Below are 13,213 nucleotides of genomic sequence, written 5' to 3'. Positions count from 1 at the left end.
ATTTTTTATATGCGTATTGGGTATTGCGTATTACGAATCGCGGGCGAGCAGCTCGTCATTGTTCGCACCATGACGCGGCGGTGGCCCCATGACTGTGGGTGTTTTGGAAAAGCGCAGCGGATTTCTTACCACTTGAACTGAACCGCCCGAGGGCAACGGCAGCGTGCATGTCATCTCCCGGTGGATGACCTGCGGCTCGGCAAAAGCCTGCTCTATCGTATTGACGGGCGCGCACGGTATGCCCGCCGAACCGACCAATTCCATTAATTGCGCTTTTTTGTATTGGACCGTGACTTCCTTGATCATGGCATCGAGAATTGGCCCGTTGGCCAGCCGGTTGGCAATGCTCGAGAACCTCGGATCGGATTTCCAGTCTTCACGTTTCAAGAGGTCGCAAAACATGAACCAATGCCGGTGATTGCACTGGATGATGACGCTGCCATCTGCGCATGGATAGACGCCCGAGGGAGCCGCTGCGACGCCCGAATTTCCTACACGCCCCTGGGAGATGCCAGTGGCCAAATAGCCACTGCCGATATACGCGGTAGCTGCGAGGCTCACATCGAGCAGCGCCAGATCGATGTACTGCCCTTCCCCGCTGTTGTTTCTGTGGATCAGCGCTGCCAAAATTCCAGAGCATGCGTACATGCCTGTGAGCAAATCGGTGTACGGGAGCAGCGTGCGCATCGGTGCGCCGCCGGGAACGGCGTCAGGCAGCCCGCAGGTGCTCATCGCGCCCGACATCCCTTGAAAAAGAATGTCATAGCCCGGATACGCAGCCATGGGTCCGCTTTGCCCAAAGCCGGTAATCGAGCAATAAATTAATTGGGGGTTAATTTTGATCAGGCTCTCGTAATCCAGCCCGAACCTGGCGAGATTGCCGACTTTGAAATTTTCGACAAAGACGTCACTGGTCAAGACGAAATTTTTGACCGCCTCTTGACCTTCGGCCGTACTCAGATCGAGCGCAACCGACTTTTTGCTGCGATTGCAGGACACAAAAAAAGCCGTCAATCCTGGGTCATTGATGCCCTCGCCCTCGTCATGGATAGCGCTATCAGTAAAATAGGGCGGAAATTTTCTTGATTCGTCACCACCGTCGGTGCTTTCGATCTTGATGATCTCTGCGCCCATGTCGCCCAGCATCTGCGTACACCATGGGCCAGCCAGTACTCTGGTCAAGTCCAGGACCCTTACGTTTTCCAGAATATTTTTCATCGACTTTTGATTTTTAGTTTGAGGTTGGATGGACGAGCTTTTGCGATCAGACTGCAGCCATTCTGGACTGCGCCGCATCGTCCAGTCCAATGCGCAGACTGGCGTTATTCTTGAGGCTGCGTCATATATGCTTTCATGCATGAAAAAATGCATCAAGGCGGCCCAGCTGGGCTGCACCAGGCGGCCGACCAGTGGCTGTATGCTTGCTGGCCGGCGACAAGGCTTGCACGCTCAATATCGGCAAGGCGGAAAATTCCAGCGACCTCATGCTGTATCTGAATGCGCGCGGCCAGCGGGCGGGTGGCAAGCAGTGCGCGTCGGGCAAGTTGGATCAGCCGGCCGCACGGAATCCCAGGCGTCAAGCCTGGAGGAAACGGTGGCGGCCATGGAGATCTGACCTCGACCGTGAACCAGAATGCGGATAACCCGCGGCACGCGAACCAGCTGGTAGTGTCGGCGTCGAGCCACGCCGTCAAGAGCGGAGAGTGGTAGGAAAAGTGGCAGGGACGATGGGCGCCATTACGGAAAGTTCGCGCAAGATCGCCGATATTGTCGGCGTGATCGACAGCATTGCTTGTATGCTGCCACCTAGCAAAATGCGGCGCTGGTGGAGGCGGCGGCAGCAGCCGGCACTGGCACTGGCACTGGCACTGGCACTGGCAAACAAGCTGGCGCCGGCCAGCGATGAATGGGAAGAGTTTTAAGCCGATTAAATCGCAGGCGACTTCACGCTAGCGGCTTGCTTGAAGAAATCATAAATGCCGCTCTCGCTCATGCGGCGCGCATTCGCCAGTTCGCCACCCTTGGTAGCGTACAGCACCTGGTTGGTGTCGCTGGAGACCAGCACGGCGGCAGGAATACCTTTCTTGAGCGGATTGCCATAGGCATGGGCCACGTCGAGGTTATGGTCGAAGTTGCCGACATCGACCTTGACGACCTTGAACTGCTGTTGCATCAACTCTGCGTTCTTGCCTTCCTTCAACGCCTTGTCGAGCGCGCGGCAATCTTCGCACCAATTGGCGCCAAAGATCAGCAGCACGGGCACATGGGCCGCCTTGGCCTCGGCCAGTGCGTGGGCCACGTCGGCCTTGGCGTCGGCCGCAACGTTGTACGGCAAATGCGGCGTGGCAGCGGCTGGGGCAGTTGGTGCTGGTGCGGCGGCAACGGCGGCGCCGGCAAGCAGCAGGCTGGCGAGGAGGACGGGAAAGCGCATGCGGGACTCCTGAGAGAATTCGTGAAGCCAGCTGGACAGGCGCCAGTGGGCGTGACGCTCTAGAATATGCCTGCTTGTCGGAAATATCTACAACTTAATTGCACTGTGCTTATGCGGAAAACGTATAAGGGCGCACGGCAGCGTAGCGCCACGCATGGGATAATATCAGGCTCACATTGAGCAACGCGGCCCGAACGCGCCCTCCCACCATGACGACTTCTTTCCTGGCACGCTGGCTGCCACAACCGAACAACGGCAGCCGCCGCGAACAATTGCGCGCCTGCGCGGGCGCCATTTGCGGCCTGCTGCTGACGGGACTCATCTGCCATTTCCTGCTGGCCCCCGACAGTGCCAGCATCTATTTGATCGCGCCCATGGGCGCCTCGGCCGTGCTGCTGTTCTGCCTGCCGGCCAGCCCTCTGGCGCAACCGTGGTCGGTGGTGGGCGGCAATGTGGTCTCGGGCCTGATGGGCATGGCTTGCCTCAAATGGCTGGGGCCCAGCGTTGGCGTGGCGGCACTGGCCGCCTGTCTGGCCATCGGCGCCATGTTTGCCCTGCGCTGCTTGCATCCACCGGGCGGTGCCGTCGCCTTGACCACCGTCGTCGGCGGCGCCAGCGTGCATGCGGCCGGCTTTGAATTCGTCTTCATCACCGTACTGTTCAATTCGGCCGTGCTGGTCGCCTGCGCCGTGCTGTATAACAACCTGACGGGGCGCCGCTATCCGCACACCCAGCAACTGGCCGCCCCACATCCGCACGCCACCAAGGACGAGGTACCCAGTACGCGCCTGGGATTTTCGCCGGACGACCTGGACGCCGTGCTACGCCAGCACAGTGAAGTGCTCGACATCAGCCGCGACGATTTGCAAGCCATCTTCCTGCAGACGGAAATGCGCGCCTACCAGCGCCGCTTCGGCGTGGTGACTTGCGCCGACATCATGTCGAAAGACGTGCTCAGCGTGGAATTCGGCACGCCACTCGATGTTGCCTGGCGCACCATGCGCACGCATCAGGTGGGCGCCCTGCCCGTCGTGAACCGGGCGCGCCGGATCATCGGCATCATCACGCAGACGGATTTTTTACGCCATGGCGGCCTCGACGATTACATGGGCATGCGCCAGCGCCTGCGCAGCCTGCTGCAGCGCAGCGGCCTATCCCACAGCGACAAGCCGGAAGTGGTGGGGCAACTGATGACGCCATCGCCACACACAGCCCGCCTGGGCACGCCCATCATCAACCTCGTGCCCTTGATGGCCGACGCCGGCTACCACCATATTCCCATCGTTGACGACGAAGAGCGCGTGGCCGGCATCATCAGCCAGTCCGATTTGATGGCGGCGCTGTACGAGAGCCGCTTTGCCGAGGCTGCGGCATGACGCCTTTCCAGGCGCTGCTGTCTACCCCCGACGGCGGCTCGGCCGGCACGACCGTCAGCGCGCATTTTTTCGGCGCCCAGCTGGTCATCGACGCTCCCGGCACCAGCGTCGATGTGGCGCAACTGGTCGTCAGCGTGGGCGGCATGGAGCAAGCGGAACTGTTCCTGAACTGGCTCGACGCGCAAGGCCGGCAAGCGTCGCTCAAGCCGCTGGCAGCGAACGGCATTGCCATCGTATTAAAAGAAGCGCCGCCGACGCTGCAGCCGCAACTGCAACGCCTGTGGCGTGAGCGCCAGCACAACCGGCGCCAGGTATCGGGATCGTTAGCCGGCTTGACGGGCGCCGCCATCGTCGCCTCGGCCTTGCTGTGGTGGCAGGGCGGCAATGCCATCGGTGCGCTGGCAAGCTTGATCCCGTTGTCGATGGAAAAGCAGCTGGGCCAGCTGGCCTTGTCGCAAGTACGCGCGCAGGGCGGCATTGTCGAGAGCGGCGCGGCGCAGCAAACGGTGCAGGAAATCGGCGAGAGGCTGACGCCCGGTTCGCGCTACCAGTACCGCTGGCTGGTCAAGAATGACGACAGCGTCAATGCATTTGCCATGCCAGGCGGCATCATCGTCGTGCATACGGGCTTGCTGCGCCAGGCGCTTGACCCGGGCGAACTGGCCGGCGTGCTGGCGCATGAGGTACAGCATGTGGAGCAGCGCCATTCGCTGCGGCAGATGATCAGCAGCCTGGGCTGGGGCGCGCTGCTGGGCGTGACCATCGGCGATATCAGCGCCGTGGCCGCCATGCTGGCGCACCAGGCCGGCACCTTGTATTTCAGCCGCGACATGGAAGAAGAAGCGGATCGCCTTGGCCTGCACGCCTTGCAGCGCGCACAAATCCGTCCCGACGGCATGCTGAGCTTCTTCCAGAGGCTCGGTGGCCAGGAGCAGGGCAAGACCACCGCACCGGGCTGGATTTCTTCGCACCCGCAAACGGCAGCGCGCGCGCAACAAATCCAGAGCATGATCACCGCCACGCCCTGCCCTTCCTGCCGTCCATTGACCAGCAGCAACTGGCAAGGCATGAAAGCGGCCCTGCCACCTACGGAAAAATAGCAACATTCCCTCTACACAATTTATCCAAACGCACTGGGCAATGGCGTATGCTTACGCCCCGGCTGCTCCTCCGTGACCAGCACCCCTGACCTCGCTACCCCCGTTCATTCTCCTCCTTACAAAGGATATCGCGCATGAAGCATCGTTTTGCCGCCGGCACCCTCGGCACCCTGGCCGCCTCCCTGTTATTCGCCCTTGCGCCGCTGACGCAAGCTGCCCAGCCCGCTACCAAGGCAGCCGTCGCGCCTGCCGTCAGCGCACCGCAAGCCAAGCAGCAACTACAGGTGCTGGCCGACCAGTATTACGATGCATTGGCCCGTTTCGAGCCAATCAATGCCACCGAGAGCGGCGACAACCGTTTTGACGACCAGCTCGGCTCAGCCATCGTGCCCGCCGCGCGCGCGAAACAGTTCGCGCTGTATCGCCAGTACCAGAAAACCTTGCGCGCCATCGCGCGCGCGCGCCTGTCGCACCAGGACCAGATCAATTACGACATTCTCGACTATGAGCTGGCCACGGCACTCAGCTTCGAGCCTTTCCCCGAATATTTGCTGCCGCTGAACCAAATGGACAGCATGCCCGTCACCTTGGCCAATTATGCGGGCGGCGAAGCCTCGCAGCCTTTGACCAGCATCAAAGAGTATGACGCTTACCTGAGCCGTATTGGCCAATTGCCAGGCTGGATAGACCAGGCGATTGCCAACATGAAAGTCGGTATGCAAAAGGGCATCGTGCTGCCGATGGCGCTGACGGAATCGGCCCTGCCGCAGTTCAAGAAGCTGGTCAGCGCCACGCCGCAAGCGAGCATCTACTACACGCCAATCAAGAACTTGCCGGCCAGCTTTTCCGAGGCCGACAAGGCGCGCCTGACGCAAACCTATACCGCCGTCATCCAGGCCAAGCTGATGCCTGCGCTGCAACGCCTGGCCACCTTCATGGAACAAGATTACTTGCCAGCGGGCCGCAGCAGCAGCGGCTGGAACGCCCTGCCCGATGGCGCTAGCTGGTACCAGGCGCGCGTGGCCAGCAGCACCACCACGGACTTGAAGCCGGAACAGATCCACGCCATCGGCTTGAAGGAAGTGGCGCGCATCCAGGAACAATACGCCATCGTGGGGCCGAAAATGGGCTACAACGGCCCAGCCGCCGGCTTGCCCGTGTGGGTTTCGGAACAAGCGAAATACCGGCCGTTCAAGACGGATCAGGAAGTACTCGACGTCTACCGCAAGATGAACGTGCTGTTAGATAGCAAATTACCTGCCCTGTTCACCCTGGTGCCAAAAGCGCCGCTGGACTTGCGCCTGGAGCCTGAACTGAGCCGCGATACGGCCGCTGACCACTACACGGCGCCGGCCGCCGATGGCTCGCGGCCCGGCGTGTTCTGGTCCGTCGTCACCGATCCGAAACTGTATGGCGACACGGGCATGACCACCTTGTTCCTGCACGAAGGCAAGCCAGGCCACCATTTCCACCTGGCGCTGGTGCAAGAAATGGACTTGCCAAACTTCCGCCGCTTTGGCGGCAACAATGCCTTCACGGAAGGCTGGGCCCTGTATGCGGAAACCCTGGGCAAGGAAATGGGCTTATTTGACGACCCCGCCCAGTATTTCGGCCACTTGAACGACGAGATGCTGCGCGCCGTGCGCCTGGTGGTCGACACGGGCTTGCATACCAAGGGCTGGACGCGCGAGCAAACGATCAAGTACATGCGCGATACCCTGGGCTATGACGCCGTGGCAAAAAGCGAAACGGAACGCTACATGGCCTGGCCAGGCCAGGCGCTGGGCTACAAGATCGGTTCGCTGAAAATCGTCGAACTGCGCCAGCGCGCGCAACAGGCGCTGGGCGACAAGTTCAGCCTGCCGAAGTTTCACGAAGTCGTGCTCAGCGATGGCACCCTGCCCTTGAAACTGCTGGAAGCCAAGGTCGATCGGTGGATCGCGCAGCAGAAATAAAACGCGGCGCTTGAAGGAAAAACGGCAGCTCCTGGATGGGGCTGCCGTTTTTTTTGCCTGAGGCGCTTTCCGCTACACCAGCAGCGCGGCGCTCATCGAGCGTACTTCCTCGTTTGACTCGGCCAGGATGCTTTGCAAGGTCTCGTTGTCGATAATGAAGTCGATCACGGAATCGGATGGCGTGAGCATTTCCACGAACGTCGCCTGCAGCGGCGATGGCACGGGCGACAGTTGCTTGGCCAACAATAAAGTATCGAGCAGGGAATCGGGCGGAATGGACAGCAAGCCATCGCGCAAGCCCTCGATAGCTTCGCTGACGGCCAGCGGGATCAGCAGCTTCTTCATGACTTCGCGGGAAATGATTTCTTCAGCCGACTCCAGCCAGTGATCGGCATCGTCGTCGAGCAAGCCAGGAAATTCATCGGCACGCGACAACAGGTAAAAACCACCCACTTCATGCACGATGCCGGCGAACAAGGCGGTATCTGGATCGACATTGGTGATGCGGCGGGAAATCACGTGCGCCAGCGCCGCCACGTGCGCCGTGTGCTCCCATAATTGAGTGGCCTTCTGGCGCAGCACCGGGTCGATGATCTTGCTGCCAAACTGGCGCACCACCATGGCCGCCACCAGCGCGTACAGGTTGCGGTAGCCCATGCGCATGACGGCGGCGCGCACGCTGGTGACGGGCGCCGCATCGCCACGGCTATAGACGGCCGAGTTGGCCAGGGCCACCGTACGCGCCGCCAGCAGGGGCTCGGCCAATACCAGCTTGATGGCATGGTCGATGTGACAATCCGGTTCGGCCAAGGCCAATTGCAATTGCAAGGCGGAATTCACGCTGGTGGGAAAAATCAATTCTCCCCGCACCGCCTGCGAAACGATTAAACCGAACGCCTGTAATTTATTCATCATACGATCAACCCGCCTCAGAAATTATTCCAGAAATCAATATTCTGTTTATAGCAGAAATTCATCGCCATGCCCGGCTTTTTAAAAAACACGTGGCGTACCATTCAACTGCAAGGTGTCATCTGCCAATGCCAGCGCTTGCATGGCCGATTCATCGCCAATCACAAACAGCTTCGGCTGCTGTAATACCTGCAACAGGAATGGCTGGCCTTCGCGCAGCCGGCGCCGATAATCGGCCAGCGTATATAAATTGGGATTGATTTTACGCCGCAGGGTTCGTTCTGCCGGCGCCAGTCGCGTCAACAGATCGCCATAATTGGCTTCCTCTGCCACCAGCAGCAAATCGATGGCGCTGCCCGGCACATCCTGTCCCTTCGCCGTGGCGCCGTACACGAATGCCAGGTGCAATTGCCCACGCAAGGGCGCAAGGGTCGTGCTGAGCACGCCGACGAGACCGAAGGTCTTCTGCACCAGTGCACTCAACTCGGGATACACGAGGCTTTCCTTGTTCGGCCAGAAGCGCCGTACATTGCCGATACGCTCGGACGTGATCAAGCCGGATTCGTGCAAACGGCGCAGCTCCCGCTGCGCCGAAGCGCTGCCCAAGCCCGTCAGGCGCATGATCTCGTTCAAATGAAAGCCTTCATTCACGCGAACAAAGAGTAATCCCAGCAGCTTCTGCTGGGCCGGAGTAAACAGAGCTTGGGCAATCATGCGCCAAATTTTAGCATGAATAAACTGGAAACTGGCGTGGTAACTGCAATAGGAGCAGATGCTGCAACACCTCTGCATCCTCATGCTCGATGATCAACGTCGCGACCGTCCCGTACCTCCCACAAGGATGCCATGAGCCAGCGCGAATACCGAGTCCCAGCAGCACTTCAATTAAAACGACAAAGCATCATACATATTCCTTATTCATTCCCAATCAATTCAAGCATATTCCTAAAACCAGGCAAGCATTTATTCAACGCCATAGCCAGTTCAGTACTAGGCAGTATATTTAAAATAAAAAGCAGCTTATTCAATTCAAATTAATTCATGCCATTCGATAATATTCACCCGCATGCCGGCCATCCCAATTTTCAGGCATAAAAAAACGGCACCAAGGATTTCTCCCTGGTGCCGTTCTTGTCAGCTAGCAGCGTAGATTACGCTTCGTCGCCGTGGTGATGTTGAGCTTGCGTTTCGATGTCTTGCAGCGCTTCGGCAGCTTCGCCAGCCATCGATGCTTTCTCGGCCAGCAGCAGCGCTTGGCGCTCTTCCACTTCCCACGCTTCTTTTTCTTTGCGTGCGCGGTGGAAGGCCAGGCCCGTACCGCCAGGTATCAGACGACCGACGATGACGTTCTCTTTCAGGCCGCGCAAACCGTCGCGCTTGCCCATGATCGCCGCTTCGGTCAGCACGCGGGTGGTTTCCTGGAACGATGCGGCCGAGATGAACGAATCGGTCGACAACGAAGCCTTGGTAATACCCAGCAGTACGTTCTCGTAGGTCGCTGGAATCTTGTTCCCGGCTTCCATCAAGTCGTTCTGGTCCAGCAGTTCCGAACGCTCAACCTGCTCGCCAACGATGTAGTTGGTGTCGCCGGCATTGACGATCTGCACGCGGCGCAGCATCTGGCGCACGATCACTTCGATGTGCTTGTCATTGATCTTCACGCCTTGCAGACGGTACACATCTTGCACTTCGTCAACGATGTAACGTGCCAGCGCTTCGATACCCAGCAGACGCAGAATGTCTTGCGGATCGGCCGGGCCGTCCACGATCATCTCGCCCTTGTTCACGACTTGGCCGTCATGCACCAGCACTTGCTTGTCCTTGGTGATCAAGAACTCATGCTTGTTGCCGTCCATGTCCGTGATTTCCAGACGCTGCTTGCCCTTGGTTTCTTTACCGAACGCAACCGTACCCGTGACTTCTGCCAGCATACCGGCATCTTTCGGCGAGCGCGCTTCGAACAGTTCGGCTACGCGTGGCAAACCACCGGTAATATCGCGCGTTTTTTGCGATTCGGTAGGGATACGTGCCAGCACTTCACCAACCGATACCTGTTGACCGTCTTTCACCATAATCAGCGCGCCGACCTGGAAGCCGATCGCCACCGAGTGTTCGGTGCCGGCGATCTTGACTTCTTCGTTCACATCGTTGATCAGCTTGACTTGCGGACGCAGGGTCTTGGTCAGCGAACCGCGACGTTTCGCATCGATCGCCACCAGGGTGGACAGACCGGTCACTTCGTCGACTTGACGGGCGACGGTGACGCCTTCTTCGACGTTCTCGAAACGCACTTGACCGGCGTATTCGGTAATGATCGGACGGGTCAGCGGATCCCACGTTGCCAGGGCCGTACCGGCCTTGATGACCAGGCCGTCCTTGACGATCAGGGTCGCACCGTACGGTACTTTATGACGCTCACGCTCACGGCCATGGTCGTCGGTAATCAGCACTTCGCCGGAACGGGAAATGACGATTTGCGCGCCCTTGCCGTTCGTCACATAACGCATGGTTGCCGTGAAGCGGATGGTACCGTTCGATTTGGCTTCTACCGACGATGCCACTGCCGCACGCGATGCCGCACCACCAATGTGGAACGTACGCATGGTCAGCTGGGTACCCGGCTCACCAATCGACTGCGCAGCGACCACACCGACGGCTTCGCCGGCGTTGACCATCGAGCCGCGGCCCAGGTCGCGGCCATAGCACTTGGCGCACAGGCCGAAGCGGGTTTCGCACGTCAGTGGCGTGCGAACCTTGACTTCATCGATGGACAGACGCTCGATCTCTTCGACCATGTCTTCGTCCATCAGCGAGCCGGCTTCGTACAGCGTTTCCTGGGTTTCAGGGTTGACGACATCATGCACGGTGACACGGCCGAGGATACGGTCGCGCAACGGCTCGATGACTTCACCACCTTCAACCAGCGCCTTCATCAGCGCGCCGTTCGTGGTGCCGCAATCATCTTCGATCACCACCAAGTCTTGCGTTACATCGACCAGACGACGCGTCAGGTAACCGGAGTTAGCCGTTTTCAGCGCCGTATCGGCCAGACCTTTACGCGCACCGTGGGTCGAAATGAAGTACTGCAAAACGTTCAGACCTTCGCGGAAGTTCGCGGTAATCGGCGTTTCGATAATCGAGCCATCCGGTTTCGCCATCAGACCACGCATACCGGCCAACTGACGAATCTGGGCTGCGGAACCGCGCGCGCCGGAGTCGGCCATCATGTAAATGGCGTTGAACGATTCTTGCGTCGACTTGGTGCCGTCGCGGCGGATCACGTCTTCGACTTTGAGCTGGTCCATCATGGCCTTGCCGACTTCATCCGAGGTTTTGCCCCAGATATCGACTACCTTGTTGTAACGCTCGCCGGCGGTCACGAGACCCGAGGCGTATTGCTGTTCGATCTGCTTGACTTCCGATTCGGCCGCCGCGATCAGGGTGACTTTTTGCGGTGGTACCAGCATGTCGTCGACGCAGATCGAGATACCGGCGCGTGTCGCCAGGCGGAAACCCGATTGCATCAGTTTGTCTGCGAACACCACGGTGGCGCGCAGGCCGCACTTGCGGAACGACGTGTTGATCAGCTTGGAAATTTCTTTCTTTTTCAGCGCGCGGTTCAGAACGGAGAACGGCAGGCCTTTAGGCAGAATTTCCGACAGGATCGCACGGCCGATCGTCGTCTCATAGCGGGTTACCGTTTTCTCGAATTCGCCGGTTTCGGCGTTTTTCGGGTATTCGGTAATACGCACGGTGACGCGGGTCGTCAGTTCGACTTCCTTGTTGTCGTAGGCGCGGATCACTTCCGATACGTCAGGGAACATCATCCCTTCGTTCTTCGCATTGATCGCTTCGCGAGTCGCGTAGTACAGACCGAGCACGATATCTTGCGACGGCACGATCGACGGTTCGCCGTTCGATGGGAACAGGATGTTGTTCGACGCCAGCATCAAGGTACGCGCTTCCATCTGCGCTTCGATCGACAAAGGAACGTGGACAGCCATTTGGTCACCGTCAAAGTCGGCATTGAATGCCGCGCAGACGAGTGGGTGCAACTGGATGGCCTTGCCTTCAATCAGGACCGGCTCGAAAGCCTGGATACCCAGACGGTGCAAGGTAGGTGCGCGGTTCAACATGATCGGATGTTCACGGATCACGTCTTCCAGGATGTCCCACACGACCGGCTCTTGAATCTCGACCAGCTTTTTAGCGGCCTTGATCGTGGTAGCCAGACCCATCAATTCCAGTTTATTGAAAATGAATGGTTTGAACAGTTCCAGCGCCATCAGTTTCGGCAAGCCGCACTGATGCAGTTTCAATTGCGGGCCCACGACGATGACCGAACGACCGGAGTAATCGACGCGTTTGCCCAGCAAGTTTTGACGGAAACGGCCGCCCTTGCCCTTGATCATCTCAGCGAGCGACTTCAGCGGACGCTTGTTGGCGCCAGTCATCGCTTTACCGCGACGGCCGTTGTCCAGCAGCGAATCGACTGCTTCTTGCAGCATGCGCTTTTCGTTGCGCGTGATGATCTCTGGAGCGCGCAGCTCCATCAGGCGTTTCAGACGGTTGTTACGGTTAATGACGCGGCGATACAGATCGTTCAGATCCGAGGTCGCGAAACGGCCACCGTCCAGCGGTACCAGCGGACGCAGTTCCGGCGGCAGCACTGGCAGCACTTCCATGATCATCCAGTCAGGCTTGATGCCCGAACGTTGGAACGCTTCGAGCACTTTCAGGCGCTTGGCGTATTTCTTGATCTTGGCTTCGGATTTCGATTCCTTCAGTTCCACGCGCAGCGTTTCGGCATCGCGGTGGATGTCGATCGAGCGCAGCAGTTCACGGATACCTTCGGCGCCCATGAAGGCGGTGAAGTCATCGCCGTACTCTTCGTACTTGGCGGCGTAATCGTCTTCCGACATGATCTGGCACTTTTTCAGCGGCGTCATGCCTGGATCGGTCACGACGTATGCTTCAAAGTACAGCACGCGTTCGATGTCCCGCAGGGTCATGTCCAGGACCATGCCCAGACGCGACGGCAGCGACTTCAGGAACCAGATATGCGCGGTAGGCGAGGCCAGCTCGATGTGGCCCATGCGCTCGCGGCGCACTTTGGCCAGGGTGACTTCGACGCCGCACTTTTCGCAGATCACGCCGCGGTGTTTCAGGCGCTTGTACTTGCCGCACAGGCATTCGTAATCCTTGATCGGGCCAAAGATCTTGGCGCAGAACAGGCCATCGCGCTCAGGCTTGAAGGTACGGTAGTTGATGGTTTCCGGCTTCTTGACTTCGCCGTAGGACCACGAACGGATTTTCTCAGGCGAAGCGAGACCGATCTTGATTGCATCGAAGGTCTCGTTAGTCTGTACTTGCTTGAATAGATCGAGCAGTGCTTTCATGTATCACTCCAGAGGTGATTAAATTTCTATATTCCTGAGA

Annotated in this window: 9 protein-coding genes; 4 read left to right on the top strand and 5 right to left on the bottom strand. The window is 58.9% G+C overall.

Annotated features, from left to right (window positions below; genetic code table 11):
- Positions 1-30: 30 nt before the first annotated feature.
- Entirely contained in the window at positions 31-1,359 is a 1,329-nt protein-coding gene (locus tag ACQ4W6_RS00475; protein ID WP_436565240.1) for a CaiB/BaiF CoA transferase family protein, read from the bottom strand.
- 368 nt (positions 1,360-1,727) lie between these two features.
- Between ACQ4W6_RS00475 and ACQ4W6_RS00470 the strand changes: the two genes are divergently transcribed.
- A complete protein-coding gene (locus ACQ4W6_RS00470; RefSeq protein ID WP_436565239.1) occupies positions 1,728-1,922 on the top strand; it encodes a hypothetical protein in 195 nt (64 codons plus the stop codon).
- A 5-nt stretch (positions 1,923-1,927) separates the two neighbouring features.
- Here ACQ4W6_RS00470 and ACQ4W6_RS00465 read toward each other — a convergent pair whose 3' ends face one another.
- A complete protein-coding gene (locus ACQ4W6_RS00465) occupies positions 1,928-2,431 on the bottom strand; it encodes a thioredoxin family protein (RefSeq protein WP_436565238.1) in 504 nt (167 codons plus the stop codon).
- Positions 2,432-2,640: 209 nt separating this feature from the next.
- Here ACQ4W6_RS00465 and ACQ4W6_RS00460 point away from each other — a divergent pair, with 209 nt between their 5' ends.
- From ACQ4W6_RS00460 to ACQ4W6_RS00450, 3 genes are all read left to right on the top strand, one after another.
- Complete coding sequence (locus ACQ4W6_RS00460) at positions 2,641-3,807, top strand: HPP family protein (protein WP_436565237.1); 1,167 nt, start codon at positions 2,641-2,643, stop codon at positions 3,805-3,807.
- Complete coding sequence (locus ACQ4W6_RS00455) at positions 3,804-4,907, top strand: M48 family metallopeptidase (RefSeq protein WP_436565236.1); 1,104 nt, start codon at positions 3,804-3,806, stop codon at positions 4,905-4,907. The genes ACQ4W6_RS00460 and ACQ4W6_RS00455 overlap by 4 nt, the downstream gene beginning before the upstream one ends.
- A gap of 134 nt (positions 4,908-5,041) precedes the next feature.
- Entirely contained in the window at positions 5,042-6,862 is a 1,821-nt protein-coding gene (locus tag ACQ4W6_RS00450) for a DUF885 domain-containing protein (RefSeq protein ID WP_436565235.1), read from the top strand.
- 72 nt (positions 6,863-6,934) lie between these two features.
- Here the strand turns inward: ACQ4W6_RS00450 and ACQ4W6_RS00445 are convergent, their stop codons facing one another.
- The 3 genes from ACQ4W6_RS00445 to rpoC form a co-directional block, all read right to left on the bottom strand.
- Positions 6,935-7,774, bottom strand: a complete 840-nt coding sequence (locus ACQ4W6_RS00445) for an HDOD domain-containing protein (protein WP_436565461.1) — start codon at positions 7,772-7,774, stop codon at positions 6,935-6,937.
- Between the two features lie 81 nt (positions 7,775-7,855).
- The gene (locus ACQ4W6_RS00440; protein ID WP_436565234.1) at positions 7,856-8,488 is read right to left on the bottom strand and encodes an ArsR family transcriptional regulator; all 633 of its coding nucleotides are present in this window, start codon (positions 8,486-8,488) and stop codon (positions 7,856-7,858) included.
- A gap of 437 nt (positions 8,489-8,925) precedes the next feature.
- Entirely contained in the window at positions 8,926-13,173 is a 4,248-nt protein-coding gene (rpoC, locus tag ACQ4W6_RS00435) for a DNA-directed RNA polymerase subunit beta' (protein ID WP_436565233.1), read from the bottom strand.
- Positions 13,174-13,213: the final 40 nt, after the last annotated feature.

This window comes from Janthinobacterium woesei, from assembly GCF_051380875.1.
Classification (GTDB): domain Bacteria; phylum Pseudomonadota; class Gammaproteobacteria; order Burkholderiales; family Burkholderiaceae_D; genus Janthinobacterium.
Note: the sequence above shows the minus strand (reverse complement) of the source record. Positions and strands in the feature narration are given on the sequence as shown.

Coding starts and splice junctions, on each gene's coding strand:
- ACQ4W6_RS00455 (WP_436565236.1), top strand. CDS start 3,804: ATGACGCCTTTCCAGGCGCTGCTGTCTACCCCCGACGGCGGCTCGGCC.
- ACQ4W6_RS00465 (WP_436565238.1), bottom strand. CDS start 2,431: ATGCGCTTTCCCGTCCTCCTCGCCAGCCTGCTGCTTGCCGGCGCCGCC.
- ACQ4W6_RS00470 (WP_436565239.1), top strand. CDS start 1,728: ATGGGCGCCATTACGGAAAGTTCGCGCAAGATCGCCGATATTGTCGGC.
- ACQ4W6_RS00460 (WP_436565237.1), top strand. CDS start 2,641: ATGACGACTTCTTTCCTGGCACGCTGGCTGCCACAACCGAACAACGGC.
- ACQ4W6_RS00445 (WP_436565461.1), bottom strand. CDS start 7,774: ATGAATAAATTACAGGCGTTCGGTTTAATCGTTTCGCAGGCGGTGCGG.
- ACQ4W6_RS00450 (WP_436565235.1), top strand. CDS start 5,042: ATGAAGCATCGTTTTGCCGCCGGCACCCTCGGCACCCTGGCCGCCTCC.
- ACQ4W6_RS00475 (WP_436565240.1), bottom strand. CDS start 1,359: ATGCATGAAAGCATATATGACGCAGCCTCAAGAATAACGCCAGTCTGC.
- rpoC (WP_436565233.1), bottom strand. CDS start 13,173: ATGAAAGCACTGCTCGATCTATTCAAGCAAGTACAGACTAACGAGACC.
- ACQ4W6_RS00440 (WP_436565234.1), bottom strand. CDS start 8,488: ATGATTGCCCAAGCTCTGTTTACTCCGGCCCAGCAGAAGCTGCTGGGA.